Consider the following 26705-nt stretch of genomic DNA (forward strand, 5'->3'; position numbering starts at 1 on the left):
TTTGACACTTGGGTTTTCTTTCTTTTATTTTATCATTTTTTCTCTAACCCTGGGTCTACTTTTATTGTACTATGTCACTTTAGGATTAGGTCGGTAAGAGAGGTTTTCAACCGAAGAACAAACCACCCATTCACACAGGTGGTTGTGATTTTTTATACATTCCAAACTACTTTTAAAACTATAAACAACTGAATAATATAGTTATAAAGTAATGGTTCATATTTCTAAAAAGTTATTTACAATTTGTAATAATAATGTTATATTTGTAGTGTACATAAATGATATATAGAGGAGAGATTAAATGAAAAAGAAATTAGTAGTTTTAGTATTAGCGGGTGCAGTATTTTTATCGGGGATGGGTATTTTAAATGTAAGTGCAGCGAATTATTCGGATACAAAGTTTAGTTTTACATTAGGTAGGTTAGGTGGAAACGACTATACTGGTGCCAGACAGAAACAGAATGCTACCTCTTCTTATGTGAAATTAAAATCAATAGGTAAAGGTTCGATGGACGCTTGGATTTTAAAATCTAATGGAGCTAATGTTCGAAGTAAACAGGTTACTGTAACACAAGGTAGAAGTAAAAAAATTACCAACTATGCTTATGAAAAATATGGTAAGTGTAAGGTTAAATTAGCTGCTGAAACTAGTAAGACTCAGCTAGTTAGGGTTAGTGCTACAGGTGTTTGGAGTCCAGATAGCATTTAAATTATTATAGGGTAGGCTTCTTAATATGTAGAAGCTTGCCCTATATTTATAAAAGGAGATTTTAAATGAGGCAATTTTTAAAAATAGAATTTAAGCGAATTTTTAAGAGTAAATCATTTTTTCTAGCTCTTGCACTTGGAATGTTTATCGTGATAATACAGCAAATAACTGCAGCGCGTTATTATTCGCCTATAGAAGAAAATGTTTTTCTACATCTAACTGGTTATGATACTACAGGGCTTGGGACAAATCTTTATTATTTATTGTTACCATGTATAGTCGCATTAGCTGGAGCCGATTTATTAGGAGAAGATCGACGTAGTGGGTTAGAACTCTTTTCGCGGATAAGGGGAACAGACAAACAGTATTATTGTTCAAAAAGTATAGTTGTGTTTGTTGCTGGAGGAGTGGCATTTTGCCTGCCGTTGGTTATAGAGCTTTGTCTATCAATGGTAGTCTATCCATCAGTCCCTTTTGATTACTTTATATCTGAAGTACCAGTAACTTATGGAGCAATGTTTGCGGATATATTTTATGAAAGTCCAATTACCTATGAGGTGATATTTCTTGTAATCGGATTTGCTTATAGTGGATTATTCGCTTTAATTGGGATCTTAGTTTCATTTTTCAGTTCTAGTAGATATGTAGTGCTATTAAGTCCGCTAGCGTTGTATTATGGGATTTGGATTGTATTTTCCTTGGTTGGTTATCCTGAGTTTAGTCCGTTTGGTTTTTTAACTCCGAAACAAGCATATCCTTTGAATTTTCAAGTTGTTTGGATAGAATTTCTGCTTCTGTTTATAGCAGCAATTATTGGTATTACTTGGAGTGTGAAAAATGAAAAATCATAATTTAATTAAGATGATTTTTGGTTTTGAAAAAATAAAATATTTACTTTTAGTATTACTATGCATTTCTATAATTATAATACGACTATGGTATACAGAAAATACTGGAATGGATGTTCTTTCTGTTGTACAAAGTTCTGTATCAGCGGAAGTTTTGTTTATGATTTTGAGCCCGTTTTGCTTATGGTTAAATCAAATATTATACTTTCAAAATAGAGAATTTGCTGTCGTTAGAGTTAAAAATAAATATAAGCTCTGGAAAGTTAATGTGACAGTAATTTTTTGGAATGCCTTTCTCATTGCTATAATGAGCAATATATTAAGTCTAGGAAGTAGTATATTGAATAGAGAAATAGCTCTAAGTGCTCAAGTGTTACAGTTGTATATATATTCATTTATTCTATTTTGGTTAGGATTAATACTTATAGGAGTTTTACAGAACGTTTTAATTATTCTTACAAATAATAAGGCAATTGCATTTTTTCTTGTATTTCTTGTATTTTTATTTGATAGTAGCACAATAAAATTACAGAAAGTTTCCAATCTATTTGTAGTTAATGATAGAGACTTGATAGATTTGTATTCTTTTGCCGGACGAGTTTTATGTTTGATTAGTGTACTTATCATTATATTTTGGATTAACTGGTTTTTCATGGAGAAAAAAGATATGTTCCGGACTTCGAAAAAGAAGGTGCGTTAATATGCGGTTATTTTTCAAACGAGAAATATTATGGTTCCTGCAAGTGAATCGATTGAAAATAGTCGGTTTAAGTTTGCTTTTAATATTGACAGTTATGGTGGATGTGCTAAATACAAAAAATGGATCAGGTACAATAGCAGATGCGTTTCTAGGATTTTTACAACAAGAAAATGGTCAAGGGAATCCAATTGAAAGTAATTTGAACTGGATTATCATTCAAAGTTTACCTGTTTTCCTATTTGGAAGTTATTTTTACACGGAATTGTTTATGTTGGAAGAATTTGTCACGATACGTTTTAACAATAGGAAATTAGCCTATTTTTCTAAAATTCTACTAATTATTACAGTGATGTTAGTCTATTACTTAACGTTCTTTGGTTTAGTCATTCTTGTTAGTTTTCTTTATGGTATTACTTTTAATTTACAGCCAACGTTGCTATATGAGGGTTTAAATCTATCGTTATTTCAAATTGGGTTTTGCTTTTTTATCGGGGGAATAGTGCTTATATCTATGCAATTATTGCTTTCGGTAATAATTAAGCCGTTCTTTGCTATTATGGTTGCTCTTGTAATGATTATAATTAATTGTTTTGTAACGAATTATTGGATTATAGGAAGTACCTCTAATATTGCCAAATTTGTTGATGTGAATAATTGGTTGGTAATAAGTATTCCATTTATGTATTTGCTTTTGGCAACGATTATTGGTGTAATTATCTATCAAAAAACAGATTTATATAAACTAAATTAGGGAGAATGTCTATGAATTATATTAAAGTTAATCATTTAACAAAGATAATTAAAAATAATACTGTTTTGGAAGACATTGATTTTGAACTAAAACAAGGTGGGATTTATTCATTTATAGGCCACAATGGTTCAGGGAAAACAATGTTGTTTAGAGCATTATGCGGTTTTATTGCTCCAACAAGTGGTGATATTAATATTGATGGTGTAGCTATTAATAAAACTAAATCTTTTCCAGAAAAAACAGGAATTATTATTGAAAATCCAGGTTTTTTAGCTAATTATACAGGATATCAAAATTTGGAATATTTAGCTTCTATTAGAAATCAAATAGGGAAAAAAGAGATTCTTAATGCATTAGAAAAAGTGGGCCTTTCTGGAAAAGAGGATGTAAAAGTAAAAAAATACTCGCTTGGAATGAGACAAAGACTTGGTATTGCTCAAGCGATTATGGAAGATCCAGATTTATTAATATTTGATGAACCAACAAATTCGTTGGATAAAGCAGGAAGTCAAAGTTTTATTGATTTGATTTTAGATTTAAAAGAAAAAGGAAAAACTATTCTTTTAGCTAGTCATCATATTGCTGATATTGACGGGATATCAGATGAAACATTTGAAATGGAAGCAGGTCGAATAATAAATAGGAGAAAAGGATGAAGAAAATAATTGGTGGGATTTCGATTGTTATACTGATTGGGTTATTTATTTGGCGTGTGCATGATTTAAATGCTAATGCTTTTTCGTATAAAGATAAAATGCACTCTGAACAAGAAGTTTTTGAATTAGCTAGCGCAAAAATAAGTGTCGAAAATATGGTAGTTATTAAGGATTCGGATATAAATAAGTATGTAGATGAGGACTATTATAAAAATGATAGTGAAGATTTTCTTCTAGTTCAATTATGGTCTACAAACAAAAACATTGGAATTTCGGATTTTCAATTAGGTTATCAAAATTTTGTGACGTTATCGGATATTTCGGCGATAAGTTATGATTATGAAGAAGATAAGGGGCGATACAAATTTAATTTGGGATTTAATGTTCCAAAAGAGTTAATTAAAAATAAACAACAATTCATCCTAGCTGTTCCTAGTAAATATTGGAGCAATGAAGTAAGGGATGTTATAGAGCTTAATTTATAAAGAAAAGGACAAGGTTGCCCAGCTTTGTCCTTTTCTTATACATAAAATTAAAATATACTTGAAAAATCCCACATTTTCGCATAACCTTGAGATAGACATATCTTTTTACCTTCTAGACCGAAATCAGGGAGGTAGATTAAATGGTACAATTGGATGCCAGAAATATGACGCTACTTGAATCACTCGTAGTGGCGAATGTATACCTTACACCCGAGAAATTACAGGAAGAACTTGGAATTTCCAAGCGAACACTTCAATATGACGTTGAAAAAATCAATAAAGAATTAGATAGTGCTGGACTGGATGGTATTCAATCAGTTCGCGGACAAGGCTATTATTTATTGGAAGAAGAAAAAGGAGTAATTAAAGAACTTCTTGAAAATAGGGAGACGAGGCACAAAGTTTTTTCGGCAAGTGAACGTCGCATTCGTATTTTATTTTTTCTGCTTATAACTGATGCGAGAGTAATCATAGATACAATTAATGAATGCAATGAAGTCAGCCGTAATACAAGTTTACAAGATATTAAACAACTAAAATTAGCCCTCAAACAGTTTAATCTAAAGCTTACATATGATCGTAAAAACGGCAATATGGTTGTTGGTGACGAGCGAAGTATCCGCCAATTTTTCCTTCATTATTGTATGAACAATGAAGAAATAGCAACGGCAGATCAGCTGCTCGATTTAATGAAAATAAATCCAATGATTAAAAACAAAGAACTTTTTCCACACTTAGATACGATATTTGAAATATTAGCAGTGACAGAGAAAAAAATTGGTATTCGCTATACAGATGAAGTTATTGAGCGAATTGGCGTTATGATCTTTTTCTTTAAAGAACGAATGAAGCGAGATTGTTATTTAAATGAACAGGAAGAACAGAAAGTAGAATCTTTTGATATTGCGCAAGAAATTTATGAACAGTTACAGAAAACAGAAGATTTTAAAATCAACCATGCGGAAATCACTTATTTAGGAAAACTTTTACTTGGCGCTAGTCGTTTAAATGATAATGCAGCTGTCGCAGGAAAATTAGATATTATCGTTGAGAAAATCATTGCTGAATTTGAACGGCTCGCATGTGTGAATTTTGAAGACCATCGCAATTTAAAAAAAGACCTATTACTTCATTTACAACCAGCCTATTATCGCCTTAAGTTCCAAATTGAATGGATTAATCCGTTACGTACAGATATTAAACAGAGTTATAGTGATGTTTACGAAATTACAAAAAAATCATTAGAACCATTAGAAGATTTACTCGGAGAAACAATTCCAGAAGATGAAATAGCCTATGTAACGATTTTATTCGGAGGTTATCTTTCGCGTAAAAATAATACGTTAGTTGAACGGAAAAAGCTTTTAATTGTTTGTTCAAAAGGAGTTGGGACTTCACGGATGATTGAACGGCAACTTTCGCAATTGCTCGGCGAACGAGTCGAAATATTGGAGCCGATTTCCATCCGTGAATTTGAAAAAGGGATTTATACGCCGGACTTTATCGTTTCTACTTTGCCAATTATGGAACCAAAAGCGCCAGTTTTCATCGTTAGCCCAATTTTAACCGAAGTGCAGAAACAACAACTTATGAAGGCGATTGCCCCGCATATTTTGCAAAAAGATTCGGATGCGCGGATGTTATCGTCTGTGCTTGATGTGGTCGATCAATATGCAAAAGTAGAAGATCGTGAAAAATTGGCGTCGAAATTGAAATCTGTTTTATTCCAAGTACAACCAGACAGTCAATTTGAAAAATCCCCGACACTCGAAGAACTTTTGCCAAAAGAACGAATTGTTTTTAAAGAAAATGTAGCTGATTGGCGTGAAACAATTCAAGTTGCTTCAAAACCGCTACAACAAAAAGGATATATATCAAAAAACTATCCACATGCCATGATTGAAAATATTGAGAAACTCGGTCCGTATATTGTTATTGCCCCAGGAATTGCACTTCCGCATGCGTCGGCTGATGATGGGGTGTTTCGACTTGGAATGAGCTTATTACGATTAAATCAGCCAGTTTCATTTTCAAGTAAAGCGAAAGATCAAGTCAAATTAATTATTGTTCTCGCTTCCATTGACTCCTATACACATATAAATGCATTAAGTCAACTTACGAATTTAATTATGAAATATCACTTGCTTGAGCAGATTGAAAAAGCAGAAACAGTAGCAGAAATTGCTGAAATGTTAATAATAAAATAAAGCAACAAAGCCAGTTGGACAATAAAAAGTTCTGCTGGCTTTTTTGCATGTCTGCTAACAACAAAATGTAACAGTCTATTCTTTGCACTTTCAAAAAGAAAGGAATTGGGCTTTTTTAAACAGTCATGCTGCATCTATAATAAAAGTGTAAGTTATTGATAGCGCTATCAATTAGTTAGAAGGGATGAAGAGATATGTCTTTTTTGGATAAAGAGCTTGTAAATCTGCTGGGAACAGCAAAGAAAGCGGATGAAGCCATCACGCAAGCAGGAGAATTATTAGTAAATGCAGGTTATGTAAGCGAGCAATATGTAACAAAAATGGTGGAATCTTATCATGAAAATGGTGCGTACTTCGTTATTGCGCCTCAAATAGCGATACCACATGCAAGACCAACTGATGGGGTAAAAAATTCAGCAGTTTCTCTAGTCGTATTAAAAGAAGGCGTGAATTTCGGACACGCTGCAAATGATCCCGTGCGATTAGTATTTGGACTCGCAGCAACTTCAAGTGAGGCGCATTTAACAGTTATTCAAAAAATTGTCTCCTTGCTTAGTAATAACGATAATATTGAAAAAATGATGCAAGCAAAAGATTACCAAGCAATTGGAGAATTAGTGGAGGGATAATGATGAAAATTTTAGCAGTGTGTGGACTTGGTCAAGGTACCAGTTTAATTTTACGAATGAATGTAGAAACAGTTTTACGAGACATGGGTGTGGATGCAGATGTCGAGCATATTGATGTATCAGCAGCTCGCTCAATGAATGCGGATATTATTGTTACAAGTCAAGAATTAGCAGAAACACTAGGAAATGATACAAATGCCAAAGTAATTATCGTCAATAACTATTTTGATAATGCAGAAATTAAAAATGCGTTGTCTACGGCAATAAATAACTAAATAAGTCAAAAAAGGTGGGAAAAAAATGGAGATTATTACATGGATTGCCAATAACTTTTTTGGGACCCCAGCTATACTTTTAGGATTTATCGTATTACTTGGATTGCTTTTACAAAAGAAAAATTTAAGCCAGGTTATTAGCGGTACTTTCAAAGCAATTATTGGATTTTTAATTATTAATGCTGGTGCCGCAGTTATTACTGGTTCACTTGGGATTTTTGAGCCAATGTGGAAAGAGGTATTCGGGCTTGAAACACCGCCACTCGCTGGATTTTTAGGTCAAGAAGCTTTTAATGCTAAATTTGGTAGTGCTGTTACATTAGCAATGACACTTGGATTTTTAGTCAACGTGTTATTAGCAAGATTTACCCCGTTTAAATACATTTATTTGACTGGACATATGATGTTTTGGACAACGACAATATTTGCCGGGATTACTGTTCAAGCGGTTGGGGGAGATATTCCGTTTTGGGGACTTGTGCTCTTCTTAGCGATTATCATGGGGCTTTACTGGACATTGCAACCAGCTATTACACAACCGTTTTTACGTAAAATTACCGGAAATGATAATGTCGCATTGGGACATACTTCTTCCAGTGTTGCGATTCTTTCTGCATTGCTTGGAAAAGTGTTTGGCAATAAGAAAAATGATGCAGAACATATTAATTTGCCGAAAAAATTAGAGTTCTTACGTGACTCCAATGTTATTACTGCTCTTACAATGGGGATTCTGTTTGTAGTTGGTGCAGTGATTTTAATGATTAAGAAAACCCCTGGAGCAGAAAAACTAATTGCAGAAGCTGGAAATCAAAGTTTTATCGTTTACTCGATTGTGCAATCATTTACTTTTGCAGCAGGGATTGCGATTGTTCTTGTAGGTGTACGGATGTTTATTGGTGAAATTGTACCAGCTTTCAATGGTATTGCGACCAAACTAGTTCCAGGTGCCAAACCTGCATTAGATGCTCCGATTGTTTATCCATATGCGCCAAATTCCGTGATTATCGGTTTTGTAGGTGCGTTTATCGGCGCGATTATCTGGTTAGTAGTACTTGGAAATACAGTTGGTTACGTATTTGTTCCAACAATGATTGTACTTTTCTTCCACGGAGCTGTTGCTGGAGTATTCGGTAACTCGACTGGTGGTGTCAGAGGTGCATTAATAGGTGGCTTTTTAACAGCTACGGTTGTCGCCTGGGGTCAATATATCATGGTAACTTTCTTTATCAATACAACGGTACCAGATACAGCAATGTGGGCGGCAGACTCGGATATGTTTATTCTCGGACCAATTGTTAGCATGCTAGCGAAGTTATTCTTTTAAGTAAAAACAAAACCTCTTCCTTGTCTAACATTCAAGAGGAAGAGGTTTTTTGAAAGGAAGTTATAAAAATGAGTTTTATTCGTACTTTTTATGGAGATATTACCCCGGATCAGTTGGGATTTACTTACTCGCATGAACATATAGTTTGTGTTCCTGCTTACTGGCAAGAGCGTAAGGCAGATGATTTACTATTAGATGATAAAGCGAAATCACAATTAGACGTACAGGATTTTGCTGATTTAGGTGGAAAAACAATTGTTGATGCCACTGCGGTTGATTACGGCAGAAGGGTAGCGGATGTTGCGCAAATCTCCAAAGAAACAGGTATTCAAATTGTTGGTACAGCTGGATTTAATAAAAGCTTCTTATGGGATGGGAAAATTAAACCTGAACTTAAACCAATTATTGGTGATTTTGAAAGATATTATGATTGGATTGAAGCGACATCCATTGAAAAACTAACTGAATTTGTCGTAAGCGAAGTAGAAGAAGGGCTTGAAGGAACCGCATATAAGGCTGGTCAGGTGAAATTTGGAACTGGCTACAATATGATTACCCCTTTAGAAGAAAAGACGATACGCGCCGTTGCAAGAGCGCACCATGAGACAAAAGCGCCGATTCATTCGCATACGGAAGCTGGAACAATGGCGTTGGAACAAATAGAAATTTTAAAACAAGAAAATGTTAATCTTGAATATCTTTCTATCGGTCATATGGATCGCAATCTAGACCCTTATTATCATAAACAAGTTGCAAAAACGGGTGCATTTATGTCATTTGATGGGATTGCAAAAATAAAATATGCTCCAGAAAGCGCACGAATAGCAGCTATTTTATATTTAGTATCGGAAGGTTTTGAGGACCAAATTCTTGTGAGTGGAGATACCGCGCGGAAAACATATTATAAACATTATGGTTATGGGCCAGGACTTGAGTATATTGCTAAAAAATGGGTGCCTCGTTTTATCGATGAGGCAAATCAAAAAGGTTTTGATGGGGAAAAATTAATCCGTAAATTCTTCATTGATAATCCAGCAAGATGTTTCACTTTTAAAAAATAGGAGGCGAAATCTGTGTTATATGCAGATGAAAATTCATTTGATATTGGTGCAAAAATCACCAAAACAACCCCAGTGATTTTACCGATTGGAGCAGTTGAAGCGCACGGGCCACATTTGCCACTGGGGACAGACAATATTTTAGCGTCGGAATATTCTGCTAAAATAGCCTCAGAAACAGGTGCCTTTGTTCTGCCGGTATTGCCTTATGGTCAAGTATGGAGTTTGCAAGATTTTCCAGGGAGCCTGACTGTATCCAATGAAACAGTGACAAAAATGGTCGTTGAAATTGGCGAAAGTCTTTATAGGCAAGGATTTCGGTTGTTTGTTCCAGTGAGTGGACACCTTGGAAATATGGCAGCGTTAAAAGATGCAGCCCGAGAATTATTTGCGAAATTTCCAGATATGATTACATTGCATATTTTTTACCCAAATATCCAAAAACTCGCAATGGATGTAAGGGAAGGTAAAGTAAGTCATCACACATACATTCACGCCTGCGAAATCGAAACATCCCTTATGCTGTATCTATCCCCGGAAAATGCTAATATGTCTCGTGCGATTGATGATCCGCCAATTTTACCAATTGATGCGGATTTTACACCAACCCCATGGCAAAACTTCACCAAGACTGCGGTTCTAGGAGAAGCAACCCTAGCAACAGCGAAAAAAGGCGAATACTTAATTGAAAAAACGTTAAAAACATGTGTGGAGTTGATAAAAATTGAACAAGAAAAAATTCGAAAGTTTACCGAAATGGAATGATTTTGCGCTATTTAATTTTTTAGCGAAAGATAAAGAAAATGGAAAAGAAGTAATGGATGCCGCACGTGGTTATGCAGTTCCCGGAATTGTTGCAACAAACTATACAACTGCTGAAGAAGCTGCAAAAGCAATAAATGACTTGCAAAAGACAGCAGAAGTTGTAAGTGTTGGCCTAGGTGGCGGTGGTGATTGGAATAATTGGCGTAATGTTCTTCATATTGCACGCTTAGAACCAGATTGCCATATCAACCAACCAATCGAAACAGCTGGTTTAACAAATAAGTTGTTACCAGAAACTTATACAAATGCGCTAGTTCGTCCTACCGGGAAAATCGGTATTGTAAAATTATCTTCTGGAGATGAGATTACAGCGGAAGAAGCAGTAAACTATTGTCTTTCAGCGGATATTCCATCAATTAAATTTATGAGCGTAGAAGGTACTAAATATTTAGACGAGCTTATTTATTTAGCTAAAGTAGCTGCTGATAAAGGGATTTATGGCATTGAACCAGCCGGCGGGATAGGTGCAGAAAATATTTATGAAATAACCACAGCTATCCAAAAAACAGGTATTCCTTTTTATATGCCGCATATTTTTGGGAAAACCATTGATCAAGCGACTGGACGAACAAAACCCGAAGAAATTGAGAAAATCATGGTTGCGTTGGAGGGGAAATAAATGCTAAACAATTATATCGATATTACTATTCGGTTATTAGAAAATATACTAGATACTGAAGCAGATGCCATAAAAAAAGCCGGTGTTAAAGTAGCAGAATCAATTGAAAACGATGGTATCATTCATTTGTTTGGTTGCGGACATTCGCATATTTTAACGGAAGAAGTATTTTATAGAGCGGGTGGCTTAGCGGCAATTCACCCAATTTTACATGAACCGTTAATGCTACATGAGGGCGCAGCAGCATCCTCTGTTCTTGAACGGAAAAATGATTATGCGAAAACATTTATGAACGCTGAGGATATTCGTCCAGGGGATATTATGATAGTATTATCGACATCTGGTCGTAATCCTGTGCCAATTGACGTAGCTGAAATTGCTCGTGAAAAAGGAGCTTTCATTATCGTTGTTACGTCACGCCAATACTCCGCAAGCCAACAATCTCGTCACACATCAGGAAAACGTCTATCAGATACTGGGGATATTGTTATTGATAATGGCGCGGTTAAAGGTGATGCAGTTTTAAAAGCAGACAAATTTGATATTCCATTCGCTCCGACATCAACAGTAACCGGAGCAGCTATTTTACAAGCCGTCTTTGCAGAAGCAATTGACAAAATGGTGCAGGATAATTTCACACCACCAGTATTTATTAGCGGTAATATCGAAAATGCAGACGAGCATAACCAGGCATTAGTGGAAAAATATACAGTCCGCATTCCATTACTCGGAATGAATTTATAAAAGGTGATCTAGGAATTTTATATTCCTAGATTTTTGTTATAATAGAGCTATAAATATTCTAAGGTGGGTTTTATGTTATTAACAAAAAAAGCACAATATTATTTGGATAAAGGAAAGACAAAGGAAGCAATCCGGTTGCTCGAAGATGTTTGGGAGCAAGAATTAGATCAAACCAATGTAAGTAATGTTTTTCCGGCGACTGTGCTACTGAGTGATGTTCTTTATCAACAAGGCGAAAGATTTCCAGAAATTTATCAACACTTAATTGCTAGTTTGGCAAATATAAAAGACAAAAATCTCCCTATTGATGCATTCTATTTTGAACAAGAGCAAGCAAAGCAAATTTTAAAAGAGTTAGAAGATTTTTTCAGTGAAACAGGTCGTTTTTTTAAAGAGGAAAGTCTTAAAGGGCTTTGGATGAAAACTTCTGCTAATGACTACATTGACGTATACCCAACTTCGCAAAGAGTGGTGGAAATGGAACGAGAATTAGGGTATAAATTGCCAGAATCCTATATTTATTTAATGCGCCACACGCAAAATGGAGGGTATGTTCACCGAGATTCTATTGCTACAAAACAAAGTACATCATGGGCTGAAGATTGTGCTGCGATTACTGGGATAATGGGTATTGGTAGTCACGCTAGTAATTCGCTAAATGGACACTTTAATACGGATTTTTGGGTAAGTGAATGGGGCTATCCACCAATTGGTTTGGCGATTGCAGATTGTCCTTCCGCAGGGCATGATATGGTTTTTCTAGACTACCGAAAATGCGGGAAACAGGGTGAACCGGAAGTCGTTCATATTGATCAAGAGGCTGGCTACAAGATTACCTGGCTAGCCAAGGATTTTGAGTCTTTTATTGATGGTTTGTACGTAGAAGAATTTTAAACAAAATAATAAATTACAGAGGAGTGCAACTATGAATTCAGAATATGTTTTTGATAGTAATCAGGCGACAAAATTGTTAATGCAAAATTATGATTTAGTAAAAACAAGTGGTGTGGTTTTGTTGATAAGCGCATCCGTTTCCTAATTGCTCGGCTTTTTGCAGGGAATAATGAAGTGATTAATCCGGAAAAATTTAGTGAAGTAAATAAAGAAATTAAGCAACAATTAGGTTTTTTTACAGCACTTAATGGAAATGTCCGTGCTTCCTTAGCTGGACCCAGTTTTTACAGCACGAAAAGCAAAAACGATTCATGAGCTTTTCAAAAAAGACCATCCATTTTTAACAAAAAGCGAAGATGTGACAACCACAGTTTTTTTAGCTAATTTGCCAGAAGGAGATACAGCAAAGTTAGCTGCAATAACAGAATATTATTTTCAAGGCTTTGCCAATAAAGGCTTCCGCAAGAATGATAGTTTGCAATTTTTGGCAACAACAGGAACGCTTATTTATGGAGAAGAAAATAGTGGGTTTATAAGAAAAGTGGATAATATTGTAGAAGAATTGCGACGAAAAGGAGTTAAAATCAAACCGTTACATTATTCCAGCATTGGTATTTTGGCATATGTAATGGATGGACGGAAAATAGACTCTGGTTTAGTTAATTTAATTGATGAGTTAATGCAACAGCCAGGACTAAAATTTGGCCGAGATTTTGTTGTAGCGCTAGCGATAAGCATGTATACAGAAAAGCAAGCTGGTCAAATGAGTAAAGAGCAATTAGAAGGTTTAATGGTAAATGTGCATATATTAATTGCTATGGAACAAGCGGTAGCAGTAAGTGCCGCCGCCGCAGCAAGTGCCGCCGCTGCATCTAACTAATATAACTAAGAAAACCCCTGACAGCATATGGCTATCGGGGGTTTTGGTTAGGGGCTAACATAATAATCATTACTTTTTTTCGGTGGATTAGAGGTATTTAAAATATATTCTTTCAAAAAGGAATTTGGAGCGGAGTCCCATAAAGCCATCCCGGCAGATTTTGGCGGGGCAGTTCCAGCGAAGAAATACATATTATTTAATGCCATCGTATCAGCCATCTTTTCTTTGTCTGATTGACTGTACGAGTTAAAGGAATCATTCGTCATCAAATCCGTAATTGCTTTGTCATAACCACTGTTGTAAAAAGTTTCATAATCAAACGCATCAAAATTCAGCAGATTTTTATCTGTTGCGCCATTCTTTTTCGCCCAACCTTCAATATCTAGTTTTTCCGACTGGTAAGTGAAATTTTCTTTTTTTGCATCATAAGTAATATTTCCATACTTATGTGGATAAACAGACAACGCATTGGTCACAATATCTGTTATTTTTTTACCGTCTGTACTTTCTGCTTCACGAATATTTTGGGTATGAATATGTCCGCTAAGAGAAAAGTCCATATTGCCCGCGGTAAGTGTATCAATGACTTGCTGATTGTAATTAATTGTGTAGCCTTTTTGGATTACATCGCTATGGTCAGTTAAATTATGATGCATCACAGGGATAAGTTTAGCACCATTTTTCTTGGCTAGAGCGCTACATTCTTTTATCCAGTCTAATGTACCTGCTGTTAATCCACCTTCTGTTGTTGGTGTACCTTGCTGCATATTTGTTTTGTAAATAGCAGTATCAAGCATTAACAACCAGACTTTTGAAGAGGGAGCAGCTAGATAGCTTAGTGAAAAATCATCATTAGAAATCGCTTCATCATAACCAAAGTCACCATAAATTTTACTGAAATCTTTTGGTGTAATGGTATCAGTTGGTAGTTGCTTATCTTTTTCAAACTTGCGTGCCCAAGGATTATTAATATCATGGTTTCCGGGAACAACAAATACTTGTGTTCCTGTTTTTTCAACCGTTTTGAGTTTCTTTGCTAATCCTTCATGGCTAGCTTTCTCGCCATTGTTGGTCAAGTCGCCGCTGATTATTAACACATCTGTTTTTTTCGCTTTAATATCATCTAAAAAAGCATCGGTTATTTCATTACTATAAGCAAGTTGTTTACCATCACCGGCAGCTACATATTTTTTAAATGCAGTTCCATCATCTGTTAACGACGGATCAAGATAATGAACATCTGTTGTCTCAACTATTGATAAATCACGGTTTTTTTCAATAGGTGTAGTGATATCTTCCGTTTGGCCGCTCGCTGAACTACAAGCAACTAAAAAACAAGCTAGAATTAAGGGTAAAGCTATCTTAAAAAATCGAATCACGTTCATCACGCTTTCATGTTTGGATTTTCACAATAAGAGATAAATTTTAGAACAAAACTCACTAAAGAGAAATGTTCTAAATAAATTAAATATCTCGATCTAGAATACTTTTAGTTAGGCGGTACATATCATCTCGATATGCGCCAGCTGGCAATTTTTTAATTTCACGAAGAGCTTTGTTTGTATATTTATTTGCTAGTTTAAATGCTTGCTCAACGCCGTTATATTTTGAAATAAGTGCTAAAACTTGTTTAGACTCTTCATCAGACATAGCTAATTTTTTTGAAAGTAGTGGTTCGAATTCCGCCAAATGCCCTTTCATCGCATAAATGAGCGGAAGTGAATAAATACCTTGTTTCATATCATTTAAAACTGGTTTTCCAAGCCCTTCATCTGTACTTGTATAATCAAGAACATCATCAATAATTTGAAAAGCCATACCAAGATAGTGACCAATATTATAACATTTGGCAACAGTCATACGTGATGCTTTACTACCGCTAGCGCCTGAATAACAGCTAAGCGCAAAAAGTTGAGCTGTTTTACCAGAAATTCGTGTTAAATATTCACGCACAGTAACATCCATTTTGTAACTTGTACGCATTTGGTCTAGTTCACCCATTAGAATCTTTTCGATATTTTTACTATTAAATTCAATATTCTCCACTGAAGATGCGTGGGCAGATAAAATGTTAAAACAAATGCAAAACAGATAGTCCCCTGTATAAACAGCATAATTCCGGCCATATTTTGAATGAATGGTTGGAACACCACGACGTAAAGGTGAGTCATCCACTACATCATCATGAATAAGGGTGGCCATATGAAGGACTTCTAGTGCAGCTGCTATAGAAACAGCACGATCTTTATCAAACTCAGGTCCAGCTTGAGCAGAAAGAAGTGCAAAAGCTGGGCGAAGTAATTTTCCGCCAGCATGAATCAAATCTTTGACATTTTTCTCTACACGCTTATCTCGAATTTTAATATTTTTTTCGATTGTTTGTAAAACTTCTTTTAAATCATTGGAAAGCGCAGGATAGTCATCCCACATAGCATGAAGTTGCATATTGAACTCCTTTTTTAAATATTATTTTTGTGTCGCTGCTTGATTTTGTTTTGCATCGGCAAACATGCGTAATGTTTGGACGTTTTTTAGTAGATAGTTTGCAGCGATACCGACTGCGATACCTGAAAGAATCCCGATAAATGATAATACTGGCAAGTAAAGCATGACCGACCAAGTACCCGCAATCCAACTTGCGATAACAAGTTGCCCAACATTATGCAGAATTCCACCAGTAACACTAACCCCAATAATGCTAACACGTTTTGGCCCAAGTTTTTGGACTAGCCACATCCCAAGAAAACTCAGTATCGCCCCCGCAGCACTATACATAAACGTGGAAATCGTTCCGCCGAGCAAAGTAGATAATACAAGTCTAATGCAAATAATCATAAATGTATCTTTTGCTGATAACGTATAGAGTGAAATACAAGTAATGATATTAGCAAGTCCTAATTTTGCTCCTGGTGCAAAGGCAAAAGGAAACGGAATCGCACGTTCCAGCAAACTTATAACAACTGCTTGTGCGGCTAGTAGTGCTATATATACTAATCGTCTATTTTTTGTCATAGAAACACTTTCCTATCTATTAGAGGATAAGGTCAGGAAGAGATAATTGGATCATCTGAATCACCTGAACTCCCATCGCTCGCTTTTACTTCAATTACTAGTTTATGCGGTAGGCAAACAACAGTATCTCCTTGTTTGTCAATCGCGCCAGTTCGGACACATACTTGATCATTACAGTTCGCCTTGCTAATCCGGATTTCTTCGCCTGAAACCTCGATAGTATTAGAATGTCCATCGGGTTGTGTCACATCAAAGCTTTCAGTCCCCTTATGTCCCGTGAGTGTGACGGTTTTATATTCCTTGCTATCCACCGAAATAACCGCGATAAGTTCTGTTTTTCCGCTAGCAGGAGCCGGTTCATTCGCTTTAACAAATGAAAAAATAGCAATCGGTAAAAAGGAAAGCACACAAAGAGATAAAATAATAATAATATCCCAACGTTTTACCATAGATAAATACTTCTTCACCGCATTGCCTCCTTTTCAAAAGTCATATCCAAATCCTATTTTAAAGGATATCGCTCAAATATAATAGGAAAAAGTCCAGAAAACGTATAAATAATAAAAACGGAAGCACTTCCTATGCCAAAAACGGCTTTTGGATGCACTCCCGATTTTTTATTTAAATTTTACTAGTAGTTATTTTATTTGTCTCTATAAACAGATTTTGGTTTTCCGTACCACCAATGACCAAGATGTTTTTGGAACCAAGGAACTGCCCAATAATCAAGACCGAATGTACGACCAGCACCATTTAGAAGTGCGATAGAAGCTGGTAACGCCCAGAATTTGTCCCAACCAAGCATAGCACTTAGAGTGAACATTACTAGGAATCCGGCACTTCCGATACTTACTAGCCAAGTGAATAGACCAACAACCATAGCAAGACCAATTGCAAGTTCAACAAAAGGAACAACTTTTTGCATAACTAATGCAACATCAAGGTTTGGCATTAGAAGTTTCATAATCCATTCAAACCAACCAGGCATATGACTAAGAATTGGTGTTGTTACGTTTGTTGCAGCAGCACCAGCAGCATCTCCGGCAGCTTGACTCGCGCCAGATGTAGCAGAAGTTTGTAACCATTCGAATGGCATTTTAGAAGTTGTAGCAGTTAACCAAGAATCAGAACCAACACCATTAAATAATGGTTTTAAATTCGTAATACTTACTTTATCCCAAGTTGTTTCGCCGTAGATTTTAGAAAGAGCTTCGTCAATCCAGAACCAACCTAGATAAACACGTAATGGAAGTGTCCATAGTACGTTTCCGTAACGAGAAGTCCAACCACGGAAGATATTACGGTGATCTTTAATATGGAAGAATTCATGCATAACATATTGCCACATGTAATAACCACTACGAATACCAAAGAAGTAATAAAGGTTAACCATATGTTTCATTAAAATAGCGAACCAACCAGATAGATGCATACCACCAAGGTGAGCAACGCCGTATTTAGCGCCAATTGAAACCATAACCCCATGATATTTACCTTGGAAGGCTTCTTTTTCACCAGTACCGCTCATTTCAACGATGATACTTTTCGCTGCAGTTAGAGCAGTTTGTTCAGCACCTTCAACGATTTGCGGTGTTGGTTTGCCTTCTTCATCTTCAAAGTAAGCAAGGTCACCAACGACATAAACATCTTTAAGACCTTCTGCTTCCATATATTGATTTACTTTTAAACGTCCTGCACGAGCAGCTTCCATGCCGTAATCTTTTGTATCAGAGTTAGCACGAACACCAGCAGTCCAGATTAAAGTACTTGTTGGAATTTCTTCGCCAGATTTAAGCACAATGCTATCAGGTTTAACTTCAACAATTGCAGCGTTTTTCAAGATTTCAATACCTTTTTTAACCATGTAACGTTCTGCTTTGTCAGCGTCTCTTCTTTCTAGCATGTTAAGAATAGTTGGAGCTGCCTCTACGACAACTAATTTAATTTCAGAAGGATCAATTTTGTTATCTTTTGCTAAGCGATTTTTCCATTCTAAAAGTTCCCCAACCATTTCGATACCAGTAAATCCAGATCCACAAACAACGAAAGATAGCATTGCTTTGCGTTTTTCAACGTTTTGTTCAAGAGATGCTTTCGTTACAGTTTCTTCAATATGTTTGCGTAACTTAACAGAATCTTCCCAAGACCAAAGTGTGAAACCATTGTCGCTTACACCAGGTGTCCCGAAATCATTAGGTTCGCCGCCCATACCAAGTACTAGGTAATCAAATGGATAGCTCCCGTGTTCTGTTGTTACAATCTTTTTATCATGATCTACATGTGTCACGTTATCAGTTACAAGATTAACTTTTGTTCTATTAAACAAACGACGTAAATCATATTGAACTGCAGTTGGTTCAACACGACCACCAGCAACTTCATGAAGTTCAGTCATCATCGTATGGTACGAATGACGATCAATTAATGTAATATTAACGTCTTTGTCTTTCTTGTATTTCTTAGCTAATTTCTTAGCAGCGTGTACACCTGCATATCCTGCCCCAATTAAGACAATATTTTTTTCAGGCATATGCTTCCTCAACTCCTTGTAAGTTTATTCACAAAAATAAAATGAGTCCAAAATTCCCCACAGTATTAATATAACCTATCATAGTTTAACAGAAACCTCCTACTAATGTCTAGATAGTATAGAATAATTCTAATCTAAAAAGTGAAAAATAGGACTTTATACAAATAGAATAAAATTAAGCAGTCATAAAGTCCCTGTTTTTACTAGGTTTTTAGGCATTTTTGTTTCCAATTTTCTTTAGCAAGTGTGCTTTTATTAATACGATATACATCAATAGTCATTTTTTAGAAAATTAGATAAATTACGTCTATAGAATTACAGTAGACAAAAGGAGGCGCTGATGGTATCATTTGTATTGTAAAAGTGATATCGTTTTATCAGATTATTCATCTGTGTTCACGATATCACAATCAACGTTTTAATAAAACAAAAGGTGGGAGCAAATATGAAATTGAAAAAAGTAGCAATGGGTATTACCGTAGTAATGGCTTCAAGTTTATTACTAGTAGGTTGCGGTAGTAGCGATGATAGCAGCAAGGACAAGAAAGACTCAGACACAAAACAAACAGAAACAAAGAAAACAGCAGCAAAAACTGATGGTACTATGACTGATGGTACTTACAAATTAGAAGAAAAAAATTACGATGACAATGGCTGGAAAGCATTTATGTCCATCGAAGTAAAAGATGGCAAAATCACAAAATCCGACTATGATTACAAAAATAAAGATGGTAAATTAAAATCTGAAGACGCAGACTATGAAAAAAATATGAAAGCTAAAGCAGGCGTTGGTCCTCAAGAATATTTGAAACAACTAAATGATTCTTTAGTTGAACAACAAGCAGCAGGATCTGTAGAAGTAGTTTCAGGAGCAACTCATTCTTCAGACGCTTTCATCAACTATGCTAACCAATTAATCCAAGCAGCGCAAAAAGCTGATACAACTACAATTTCCATCAATAACCTAGCTAAAATGGAAGATGGAACTTACAAATTAGAAGAACAAAACTACTCACACAATTATCGTGTGGCATTCAGCATTGATGTAAAAGATGGTAAAATCACTAAATCTGATTACAACTATGTTGATAAAGACGGCAACCTTAAATCAGACGATGCTGAGTATGAAAAAAATATGAAAGCTAAAGAAGGTACTGGTCCAGCTGAATATATTCCAGCACTTAACAAATCTCTTGTAGATAAACAAACTCCTGCTGAAGTAGATACAGTTTCTGGTGCAACTAACTCTTCTAACCAATTCAAAATCTACGCTGCACAACTTGAAAATGCAGCTCAAAATGGTAACACAGATACAATTAAAGTGTACAACCTAGTAGAAGCTGAATAATTTCTGCAAAGAAACGTACAAAACGGCTGGCCCTTATTCTTGGGCTAGCCGATTTTTTTATCGAAAAACAAGGAATTGCCCCCTTTTACTGTAGATTTATTCCTTTAATTACGCTATAGTTATTCAAGTAAAGATCATGATTAGAAAGGTGTAAAAGCTAATGAATAAATGGAAATTGATACTTTCGATAATTATGTTGGTGCTCGTTGTGTCAGCTTGTGGAAACGCCAAAGAAGATACAGCTGAAAAACCAAGTGATTCGAAAAAACTAATTGATCAACCATACTCTAAAACCGACTTCCTCATGGGGACAGTGGTTACATTAAAGATTTATGATAAAGATAAAGAAGCCGTTCTTGATAAAGGTTTTGATCGCATTAAAGAATTAGCGGCTAAGATTACAACAAGTGACTCTGGAAAAACATCAGAAGTAGATAAAATAAATGAACAAGCTGGAAAAAAACCAGTAAAAGTGTCAGATGATATTTACTATCTAATTCAAGAAGGGCTTAAGTACTCTGAAAACTCTGGAGGAAGCTTTGATATTACCATTGGTCCGTTAACCTCTTTATGGCACATCGGTTTTTCTGATGCACGTAAACCTTCACAAGCAGAAATTGACGCTGTTTTACCATTAATTAATTACAAAAACGTCAAAATGAATGATAAAGACAAAACCGTTTACCTTGAAAAAGAAGGAATGGAGCTTGACCTAGGAGCGATTGCTAAAGGATACATTACAGATGAAACGCTCAAAGTATTTAAAGAAAATAAAGTAACGACTTCCATTATTGATTTAGGCGGAAATATTTATGTACAAGGAAATAATCCAAATGGTAATAAGTGGAATGTAGGAATTCAAGATCCATTTTCCCCTCGAGGTAGTGTGATTGGGAAACTTCCAGAAGCGAACATGTCTATTGTGACATCTGGTATTTATGAGCGATATTTAGAAGTGGATGGAAAAACATACCACCATATTTTAAATCCGAAAACCGGCTATCCATTTGATAACGATATTGCAGGAGTTTCGATTGTATCTAAAAAATCAATCGATGGCGACGGCCTATCCACTGCTACATTCTCCAAAGGTGTTAAAGGCGGAATGGATTACATTGAACAATTTAAAGGAGTAGATGCTATTTTTATTAGTAAAGATAAAAAAGTATACGAAACTTCTGGATTGAAAGGGCAATTTGAATTAACCGACAAAAACTTTGAAATGGATACATTAAAATAAAACTATTTAATATAGAAGAAAGGGGTTAAAAAGGAGTTATGTCGATTCCGTCTTTTTTGAAATTAGTCGAAATTCAGACTAAAATTGCTAGTGTATTCCCATTTATGCTAGGGACGTTATTTGTTGTCTATCAATATGATTTATTTAAGCCAGTTAATACACTCATATTTTTTGGCGCCATGTTGATATTCGATTTAACTACAACGGCAATTAATAATTATATGGATTATCGTAAAGCAACAGATAATCATGATTACGATTATCGAACAACAAGTAATGTCATCGGGCAAGAACGCATTTCTGAACGAACAGTTATAATCACGATTTTTCTAATGTTCTTTATTGCAACTGGTTTAGGTGTTTGGCTAGTAGTTAGAACCGACTTGCTTGTGCTATTAATTGGCTTTGTTTGTTTTTGTATTGGTATTTTGTATACATTTGGACCTGTACCACTTTCTCGTATGCCGTTAGGAGAAATTTTCTCAGGCGTGACAATGGGATTTGGCATATTTTTTTTAGCAGTATATGTAAATGCTTATGATGCTGGAATTGCAAATTTGCTTTGGCAAGGGGAAATGGTTACAATTCAGTTCAATTTAATAGAAATTATTCGGATAGGTGTGGTATCCTTACCGTGTATTTTTACGATTGCTAACATTATGCTGGCTAATAACTTATGCGATTTAGACGAAGATATTAGAAACCATCGTTATACACTTCCTTATTATATAGGAAGAAAAATGGGTGTCATACTATTTAATGGATTATATTATGCATCATTTTTAGCAGTAGCTGTTTCCGTTGCAGTTGGCTTCTTGCATCCTATTATGCTGCTGTCACTACTTGTAGCTTATCCAGTCTATCGTAATTTGGTTAAATTTAACAAAGAGCAAGTAAAATCGAAAACATTTGTTATCGGAATACGGAATTTTGTACTAATCAATGCGACATTGACAATCTTAATGGCAGTGAGCGTTCTGTTACAAAAATTGGCATAAGGGAAGGGGGCTTCTTTGAATGATAGAAAAGCTAATATTAGGTCGCTTTGTTCCAGGGGAGTCCTTGATTCATGGCCTTGATGCAAGAACAAAGCTACTCGCAGGTTTTTATTATATTGGAATTTTATTTTTAGCGAACAACTGGTGGACATATGCCTTAATGGTTTTGTTCACACTAATGATTATCCAGTTAACTGGAATTAAAGTAAAAGTTTTCATCAAAGGAATAAAACCGCTCATTTGGTTGATTCTATTTACAGTCATCATGCAGGTCTTGTTTACGAGTGGTGGAACAATTTATATTGACTGGGGTCCGTTTACAATATCTTCATTCGGACTTTTAAATGGTGTTTTTGTATTTTTACGTTTTGCGCTTATTATAATGATGTCAACAGTCATCACATTAACAACTACTCCCATGGATTTAACAGATGCAATAGCTTACATCCTTCGACCTTTCGTAGTGCTAAAAGTTCCTGTAAACGATATTGCTTTAATGATTTCTGTGGCGTTACGCTTTATCCCTACGCTTATGGGGGAGACAGACAAAATTATGAAAGCTCAGCGTGCACGTGGTGTAGACTTTGGTGAAGGGAATTTATTTGAACAAATGAAAGTGGTAGTGCCGATTTTTATTCCGCTGTTTGTTAGTTCCTTTAATCGTGCGGAAGAGCTTGCTGACGCGATGGAAGCAAGAGGATATAGAGGCGGTGAAGGAAGGACGCGTTTTCGGATACTGCATTGGCATTTCGGGGACTTGATTGCAGGGCTTGTAATGGTTCTTTTAACAATAGGATTATTAGTACTTCGGTCAACCTAAAAACATTCGGTCTTTACGGATGTTTTTTTGTATGCGTCAAATCCATATATATAGCCGTTTTCTATTATATATAAAGTGTGTTTCTACTATATAAAAGATTCAATAAAAATAACTTGAAACTTTTTTTGAAAAGCGGTTGATTACTATGCCTAACCCGTGTATAATAGATAAAGTGCAAATGGACAGGCATTGGTCTGCCCTTTTGGCAAAAAGCACCCCGGTATTGCCGGGAATGCCCATGTGATGAAGTGAAAGGTTGCTGACACACCCGGCCGCTTTGCCATGGCGGATGTTCAGGTAATTTTCACGGAGAATGTCTACTTTAAAAGTAGGCGAAAAGGAGGGAAAGTAATGGCAAAACAAAAAATTCGTATTCGTTTAAAAGCGTATGATCACCGTATTTTGGATCAATCAGCAGAAAAGATTGTAGAAACAGCGAAACGCTCAGGTGCTTCCGTATCTGGTCCAATCCCACTTCCAACAGAGAAGTCAATCTACACAGTCTTGCGTGCGGTCCACAAATATAAAGATTCTCGTGAGCAATTCGAAATGCGTACACACAAACGTTTAATCGACATCGTTAATCCAACACCACAAACAGTTGATAGCTTGATGCGTTTAGACTTGCCAAGCGGTGTGGACATCGAAATCAAACTATAATAAGAATATATTAAATTAACAGGAGGTGTGACTCATGACCAAAGGAATCTTAGGTAGAAAAGTAGGGATGACACAAGTTTTCACTGAAAACGGCGAACTTATTCCAGTAACAGTAATCGAAGCAGCACAAAACGTGGTACTTCAAAAGAAAACTGTTGAAACTGACGGCTACGAAGCTGTACAAATCGGTTTCGAAGATAAGCGAGCAAAATTGTCAAACAAACCCGAACAAGGTCATGTAGCAAAAGCCAATACTACTCCTAAGCGCTTCATTCGCGAATTCCGCGATGTAAACTTAGACGAGTATGAGATTGGTGCAGAAGTAAAAGTAGACGTATTCGCAGAAGGTGACATCATCGACGCGACAGGCGTATCGAAAGGTAAAGGATTCCAAGGTGTTATTAAACGCCACGGACAATCCCGCGGCCCTATGGCCCACGGTTCCCGTTACCATCGTCGCCCTGGTTCAATGGGTCCAGTAGCACCTAACCGTGTTTTCAAAAATAAACTACTTCCAGGTCGTATGGGTGGAGAACAAATCACTATCCAAAACCTAGAAATCGTTAAAGTAGACGTTGAAAAGAACGTTCTTTTAGTAAAAGGTAACGTTCCAGGCGCTAAAAAAGCATTAGTTCAAATTAAAACTGCTACTAAAGCAAAATAATTTATTTGGAAAGGAGGACTAACGAATGCCAAAATTAAGCTTACTTAAACAAGATGGAACAAACGCTGGCGAAATTACTTTAAACGACACTGTTTTCGGTATCGAACCAAATGAAAAAGTTGTTGTTGATGTGATTTTGAGCCAACGTGCATCCCTACGTCAAGGGACTCATAAAGTGAAAAATCGTTCAGAAGTACGTGGTGGCGGACGTAAACCATGGCGTCAAAAAGGTACAGGTCGTGCCCGTCAAGGTTCAATCCGTTCCCCGCAATGGCGTGGCGGTGGTGTCGTATTCGGCCCAACACCTCGTTCATATGCTTACAAATTACCTAAGAAAGTTCGTCGTTTAGCGATTAAATCAATTCTTTCTTCTAAAGTAAATGAAGAAAAATTAGTTGTACTTGAAGGTTTAGCTTTCGATGCACCTAAAACAAAAGAATTTGCGGCTTTTCTTAAAAATATCTCTGTAGATACTAAGGCACTAATCGTAGTTGCTGGTGAAAGTGAAAATGTAGAATTATCTGCACGCAACTTACAAGGCATTACAGTTATTCCAGCTGAAAGTATCTCAGTACTAGAAGTTGCTAAACATGATAAGTTAATTATCACAAAAGCAGCTGTCGAAAAAGTAGAGGAGGTGCTCGCATAATGGATGCACGCGACATCATTAAGCGCCCGGTTGTAACTGAAGAATCTACAAGTATTCTCGACGATAAGAAATATACATTTGAAGTAGATACTCGCGCAACTAAAACGCAAGTAAAATACGCAATTGAAGAAATTTTCGACGTGAAAGTTGCTAAAGTAAACGTAATGAATTACAAAGGCAAACTTAAACGTATGGGCCGTTATGCAGGTTACACTAACAAACGTCGTAAAGCGATTGTTACTGTTACAGCTGACAGCAAAGAAATTCAATTCTTTGAAGTATAATTCGTCTAACTTTAAATAAATCTAACGAGGAGGGGAAACAATGGCGATCAAAAAGTATAAACCTACCACAAACGGGCGCCGGCATATGACTAGTTCAGATTTTGCTGAGATTACTACAAGTACTCCAGAAAAATCTTTACTACGTCCTCTTAAAAAGAAAGCCGGACGCAATAACCAAGGTAAGTTAACTGTTCGTCATCACGGCGGTGGACATAAACGCCAATACCGCGTGATTGATTTCAAACGTAACAAAGATGGTGTTCCAGGACGCGTTGCAACGATCGAGTACGATCCAAACCGTTCTGCTAATATTGCTCTAATCAACTATGCTGATGGAGAAAAACGTTACATCATTGCAGCAAAAGGCCTTGAAGTAGGTCAAACAATTTATTCAGGAGCAGAAGCCGACATTAAAATCGGTAATGCACTAGAATTAAAAGATATTCCAGTGGGTACTGTTATCCACAATATCGAAATGAAACCTGGTAAAGGTGGACAATTAGTACGTTCTGCTGGAACAAGTGCTCAAGTGCTTGGTAAAGAGGGTAAATACGTATTAATCCGCTTAAACTCTGGTGAGGTTCGTATGATTCTTGCTACTTGCCGTGCTACAATCGGTCAAGTTGGTAATGAACAACATGAACTTATCAACATTGGTAAAGCAGGTCGTTCACGTTGGATGGGTAAACGCCCAACTGTTCGTGGATCTGTAATGAACCCGAACGATCACCCGCACGGTGGTGGTGAAGGTAAAGCGCCAATCGGTCGTAAATCACCAATGTCTCCATGGGGTAAACCAACTCTTGGATACAAAACACGTAAGAAAAATAACAACTCCGATAAATTTATCGTACGTCGTCGTAAGAAAAAATAATCGGCATAATAGATTGAATAAA

General features: G+C 36.1%; 29 protein-coding genes and 1 pseudogene. 25 read left to right on the forward strand and 5 right to left on the reverse strand.

Features of this window, described 5'->3' with window-relative positions; translation table 11 throughout:
- The first annotated feature begins 301 nt into the window (after positions 1-301).
- The 16 genes and pseudogenes from HCJ50_RS13070 to HCJ50_RS13145 all read left to right on the forward strand — a co-directional run bounded on the left by HCJ50_RS13070 (position 302) and on the right by HCJ50_RS13145 (position 13604).
- The gene (locus HCJ50_RS13070) at positions 302-709 is read left to right on the forward strand and encodes a DUF2712 domain-containing protein (protein ID WP_185348075.1); all 408 of its coding nucleotides are present in this window, start codon (positions 302-304) and stop codon (positions 707-709) included.
- 65 nt (positions 710-774) lie between these two features.
- Positions 775-1560 carry a hypothetical protein gene (locus HCJ50_RS13075; protein WP_185348073.1) on the forward strand — a complete coding sequence of 262 codons (786 nt, stop codon included), beginning with the start codon at positions 775-777 and terminating at the stop codon, positions 1558-1560.
- Complete coding sequence (locus tag HCJ50_RS13080; protein WP_185348071.1) at positions 1547-2257, forward strand: hypothetical protein; 711 nt, start codon at positions 1547-1549, stop codon at positions 2255-2257. Before HCJ50_RS13075 ends, HCJ50_RS13080 begins: the two co-directional genes overlap by 14 nt.
- Before the next feature lies 1 nt (position 2258).
- Positions 2259-3008, forward strand: a complete 750-nt coding sequence (locus HCJ50_RS13085; RefSeq protein WP_185348069.1) for a hypothetical protein — start codon at positions 2259-2261, stop codon at positions 3006-3008.
- Positions 3009-3019: 11 nt separating this feature from the next.
- On the forward strand, positions 3020-3664 hold the full coding sequence (locus tag HCJ50_RS13090) for an ABC transporter ATP-binding protein (protein ID WP_185348067.1): 645 nt from the start codon (positions 3020-3022) through the stop codon (positions 3662-3664).
- The gene (locus tag HCJ50_RS13095) at positions 3661-4149 is read left to right on the forward strand and encodes a hypothetical protein (protein ID WP_185348059.1); all 489 of its coding nucleotides are present in this window, start codon (positions 3661-3663) and stop codon (positions 4147-4149) included. The genes HCJ50_RS13090 and HCJ50_RS13095 overlap by 4 nt, the downstream gene beginning before the upstream one ends.
- 140 nt (positions 4150-4289) lie before the next feature.
- Positions 4290-6356, forward strand: coding sequence for a BglG family transcription antiterminator (locus tag HCJ50_RS13100; RefSeq protein WP_185348057.1), 2067 nt, complete (start codon positions 4290-4292; stop codon positions 6354-6356).
- Positions 6357-6550: 194 nt separating this feature from the next.
- Positions 6551-6985, forward strand: coding sequence for a PTS sugar transporter subunit IIA (locus HCJ50_RS13105; RefSeq protein WP_185348055.1), 435 nt, complete (start codon positions 6551-6553; stop codon positions 6983-6985).
- A 2-nt stretch (positions 6986-6987) separates the two neighbouring features.
- Positions 6988-7260: a PTS sugar transporter subunit IIB gene (locus HCJ50_RS13110; protein ID WP_185348077.1), complete on the forward strand. Its 273-nt coding sequence runs from the start codon at positions 6988-6990 to the stop codon at positions 7258-7260.
- A gap of 25 nt (positions 7261-7285) precedes the next feature.
- Entirely contained in the window at positions 7286-8584 is a 1299-nt protein-coding gene (locus HCJ50_RS13115) for a PTS ascorbate transporter subunit IIC (protein WP_185348053.1), read from the forward strand.
- A 68-nt stretch (positions 8585-8652) separates the two neighbouring features.
- Positions 8653-9645 carry a phosphotriesterase family protein gene (locus HCJ50_RS13120; protein WP_185348051.1) on the forward strand — a complete coding sequence of 331 codons (993 nt, stop codon included), beginning with the start codon at positions 8653-8655 and terminating at the stop codon, positions 9643-9645.
- Between the two features lie 12 nt (positions 9646-9657).
- A complete protein-coding gene (locus HCJ50_RS13125; RefSeq protein WP_185348049.1) occupies positions 9658-10407 on the forward strand; it encodes a creatininase family protein in 750 nt (249 codons plus the stop codon).
- Positions 10367-11086: a KDGP aldolase gene (locus HCJ50_RS13130; protein WP_185348047.1), complete on the forward strand. Its 720-nt coding sequence runs from the start codon at positions 10367-10369 to the stop codon at positions 11084-11086. The genes HCJ50_RS13125 and HCJ50_RS13130 overlap by 41 nt, the downstream gene beginning before the upstream one ends.
- The gene (locus HCJ50_RS13135; RefSeq protein WP_185348045.1) at positions 11087-11830 is read left to right on the forward strand and encodes an SIS domain-containing protein; all 744 of its coding nucleotides are present in this window, start codon (positions 11087-11089) and stop codon (positions 11828-11830) included.
- A 72-nt stretch (positions 11831-11902) separates the two neighbouring features.
- Positions 11903-12724, forward strand: coding sequence for an SMI1/KNR4 family protein (locus HCJ50_RS13140; RefSeq protein WP_185348043.1), 822 nt, complete (start codon positions 11903-11905; stop codon positions 12722-12724).
- Positions 12725-12755: 31 nt separating this feature from the next.
- Positions 12756-13604 (forward strand): annotated as a pseudogene (locus tag HCJ50_RS13145) (DUF4003 family protein).
- Between the two features lie 47 nt (positions 13605-13651).
- Here HCJ50_RS13145 and HCJ50_RS13150 read toward each other — a convergent pair.
- From HCJ50_RS13150 to HCJ50_RS13170, 5 genes are all read right to left on the reverse strand, one after another.
- Positions 13652-14983 carry a metallophosphoesterase gene (locus HCJ50_RS13150; protein ID WP_185381351.1) on the reverse strand — a complete coding sequence of 444 codons (1332 nt, stop codon included), beginning with the start codon at positions 14981-14983 and terminating at the stop codon, positions 13652-13654.
- Positions 14984-15068: 85 nt separating this feature from the next.
- Entirely contained in the window at positions 15069-16049 is a 981-nt protein-coding gene (locus HCJ50_RS13155; RefSeq protein ID WP_185348039.1) for a polyprenyl synthetase family protein, read from the reverse strand.
- A 21-nt stretch (positions 16050-16070) separates the two neighbouring features.
- Entirely contained in the window at positions 16071-16616 is a 546-nt protein-coding gene (gene eetB / locus HCJ50_RS13160) for a flavinylation system FAD exporter subunit EetB (RefSeq protein WP_185348037.1), read from the reverse strand.
- A gap of 32 nt (positions 16617-16648) precedes the next feature.
- Positions 16649-17083 carry a flavin-based extracellular electron transfer system protein EetA gene (eetA, locus tag HCJ50_RS13165; protein WP_185348035.1) on the reverse strand — a complete coding sequence of 145 codons (435 nt, stop codon included), beginning with the start codon at positions 17081-17083 and terminating at the stop codon, positions 16649-16651.
- Positions 17084-17259: 176 nt separating this feature from the next.
- Complete coding sequence (locus HCJ50_RS13170; RefSeq protein ID WP_185348033.1) at positions 17260-19146, reverse strand: FAD-dependent oxidoreductase; 1887 nt, start codon at positions 19144-19146, stop codon at positions 17260-17262.
- A 445-nt stretch (positions 19147-19591) separates the two neighbouring features.
- On the opposite strand from HCJ50_RS13170, the gene pplA reads away from it, so the two are divergent.
- From pplA to rplB, 9 genes are all read left to right on the forward strand, one after another.
- Positions 19592-20494 (forward strand): extracellular electron transfer flavoprotein PplA, encoded by a 903-nt coding sequence (gene pplA / locus HCJ50_RS13175; RefSeq protein ID WP_185348031.1) that lies wholly within the window; start codon positions 19592-19594, stop codon positions 20492-20494.
- Between the two features lie 160 nt (positions 20495-20654).
- Complete coding sequence (locus tag HCJ50_RS13180; RefSeq protein ID WP_185381322.1) at positions 20655-21734, forward strand: FAD:protein FMN transferase; 1080 nt, start codon at positions 20655-20657, stop codon at positions 21732-21734.
- 38 nt (positions 21735-21772) lie between these two features.
- The gene (gene menA / locus HCJ50_RS13185; protein ID WP_185348028.1) at positions 21773-22732 is read left to right on the forward strand and encodes a 1,4-dihydroxy-2-naphthoate polyprenyltransferase; all 960 of its coding nucleotides are present in this window, start codon (positions 21773-21775) and stop codon (positions 22730-22732) included.
- A 19-nt stretch (positions 22733-22751) separates the two neighbouring features.
- Positions 22752-23552, forward strand: a complete 801-nt coding sequence (fmnA, locus tag HCJ50_RS13190) for an FAD export ECF transporter transmembrane subunit FmnA (protein ID WP_185348026.1) — start codon at positions 22752-22754, stop codon at positions 23550-23552.
- A 351-nt stretch (positions 23553-23903) separates the two neighbouring features.
- Positions 23904-24212, forward strand: a complete 309-nt coding sequence (gene rpsJ, locus HCJ50_RS13195) for a 30S ribosomal protein S10 (RefSeq protein WP_003720954.1) — start codon at positions 23904-23906, stop codon at positions 24210-24212.
- A gap of 34 nt (positions 24213-24246) precedes the next feature.
- A complete protein-coding gene (gene rplC / locus HCJ50_RS13200; RefSeq protein WP_012986496.1) occupies positions 24247-24876 on the forward strand; it encodes a 50S ribosomal protein L3 in 630 nt (209 codons plus the stop codon).
- 25 nt (positions 24877-24901) lie between these two features.
- Complete coding sequence (rplD, locus tag HCJ50_RS13205; protein WP_185348024.1) at positions 24902-25525, forward strand: 50S ribosomal protein L4; 624 nt, start codon at positions 24902-24904, stop codon at positions 25523-25525.
- Positions 25525-25809: a 50S ribosomal protein L23 gene (gene rplW, locus HCJ50_RS13210; RefSeq protein ID WP_003728540.1), complete on the forward strand. Its 285-nt coding sequence runs from the start codon at positions 25525-25527 to the stop codon at positions 25807-25809. The genes rplD and rplW overlap by 1 nt, the downstream gene beginning before the upstream one ends.
- A 40-nt stretch (positions 25810-25849) precedes the next feature.
- Positions 25850-26683 (forward strand): 50S ribosomal protein L2, encoded by an 834-nt coding sequence (rplB, locus tag HCJ50_RS13215; RefSeq protein WP_185348022.1) that lies wholly within the window; start codon positions 25850-25852, stop codon positions 26681-26683.
- Positions 26684-26705: the final 22 nt, after the last annotated feature.

This window comes from Listeria immobilis (genome assembly GCF_014322765.1).
In the GTDB taxonomy this organism is placed as follows: Bacteria; Bacillota; Bacilli; order Lactobacillales; family Listeriaceae; genus Listeria; species Listeria immobilis.

Excerpts from the sequence above, each read along its gene's own strand:
- HCJ50_RS13070 (WP_185348075.1), top strand. The coding sequence starts at position 302 with ATGAAAAAGAAATTAGTAGTTTTAGTATTAGCGGGTGCAGTATTTTTA.
- HCJ50_RS13170 (WP_185348033.1), bottom strand. The coding sequence starts at position 19,146 with ATGCCTGAAAAAAATATTGTCTTAATTGGGGCAGGATATGCAGGTGTA.
- pplA (WP_185348031.1), top strand. The coding sequence starts at position 19,592 with ATGAAATTGAAAAAAGTAGCAATGGGTATTACCGTAGTAATGGCTTCA.
- menA (WP_185348028.1), top strand. The coding sequence starts at position 21,773 with ATGTCGATTCCGTCTTTTTTGAAATTAGTCGAAATTCAGACTAAAATT.
- rpsJ (WP_003720954.1), top strand. The coding sequence starts at position 23,904 with ATGGCAAAACAAAAAATTCGTATTCGTTTAAAAGCGTATGATCACCGT.
- HCJ50_RS13105 (WP_185348055.1), top strand. The coding sequence starts at position 6,551 with ATGTCTTTTTTGGATAAAGAGCTTGTAAATCTGCTGGGAACAGCAAAG.
- HCJ50_RS13075 (WP_185348073.1), top strand. The coding sequence starts at position 775 with ATGAGGCAATTTTTAAAAATAGAATTTAAGCGAATTTTTAAGAGTAAA.
- rplD (WP_185348024.1), top strand. The coding sequence starts at position 24,902 with ATGCCAAAATTAAGCTTACTTAAACAAGATGGAACAAACGCTGGCGAA.
- HCJ50_RS13080 (WP_185348071.1), top strand. The coding sequence starts at position 1,547 with ATGAAAAATCATAATTTAATTAAGATGATTTTTGGTTTTGAAAAAATA.
- HCJ50_RS13100 (WP_185348057.1), top strand. The coding sequence starts at position 4,290 with ATGGTACAATTGGATGCCAGAAATATGACGCTACTTGAATCACTCGTA.
- HCJ50_RS13120 (WP_185348051.1), top strand. The coding sequence starts at position 8,653 with ATGAGTTTTATTCGTACTTTTTATGGAGATATTACCCCGGATCAGTTG.
- HCJ50_RS13085 (WP_185348069.1), top strand. The coding sequence starts at position 2,259 with ATGCGGTTATTTTTCAAACGAGAAATATTATGGTTCCTGCAAGTGAAT.
- HCJ50_RS13140 (WP_185348043.1), top strand. The coding sequence starts at position 11,903 with ATGTTATTAACAAAAAAAGCACAATATTATTTGGATAAAGGAAAGACA.
- rplB (WP_185348022.1), top strand. The coding sequence starts at position 25,850 with ATGGCGATCAAAAAGTATAAACCTACCACAAACGGGCGCCGGCATATG.
- rplW (WP_003728540.1), top strand. The coding sequence starts at position 25,525 with ATGGATGCACGCGACATCATTAAGCGCCCGGTTGTAACTGAAGAATCT.
- HCJ50_RS13180 (WP_185381322.1), top strand. The coding sequence starts at position 20,655 with ATGAATAAATGGAAATTGATACTTTCGATAATTATGTTGGTGCTCGTT.
- HCJ50_RS13115 (WP_185348053.1), top strand. The coding sequence starts at position 7,286 with ATGGAGATTATTACATGGATTGCCAATAACTTTTTTGGGACCCCAGCT.
- HCJ50_RS13090 (WP_185348067.1), top strand. The coding sequence starts at position 3,020 with ATGAATTATATTAAAGTTAATCATTTAACAAAGATAATTAAAAATAAT.
- fmnA (WP_185348026.1), top strand. The coding sequence starts at position 22,752 with ATGATAGAAAAGCTAATATTAGGTCGCTTTGTTCCAGGGGAGTCCTTG.
- HCJ50_RS13135 (WP_185348045.1), top strand. The coding sequence starts at position 11,087 with ATGCTAAACAATTATATCGATATTACTATTCGGTTATTAGAAAATATA.
- HCJ50_RS13095 (WP_185348059.1), top strand. The coding sequence starts at position 3,661 with ATGAAGAAAATAATTGGTGGGATTTCGATTGTTATACTGATTGGGTTA.
- rplC (WP_012986496.1), top strand. The coding sequence starts at position 24,247 with ATGACCAAAGGAATCTTAGGTAGAAAAGTAGGGATGACACAAGTTTTC.
- eetB (WP_185348037.1), bottom strand. The coding sequence starts at position 16,616 with ATGACAAAAAATAGACGATTAGTATATATAGCACTACTAGCCGCACAA.
- HCJ50_RS13110 (WP_185348077.1), top strand. The coding sequence starts at position 6,988 with ATGAAAATTTTAGCAGTGTGTGGACTTGGTCAAGGTACCAGTTTAATT.
- HCJ50_RS13155 (WP_185348039.1), bottom strand. The coding sequence starts at position 16,049 with ATGCAACTTCATGCTATGTGGGATGACTATCCTGCGCTTTCCAATGAT.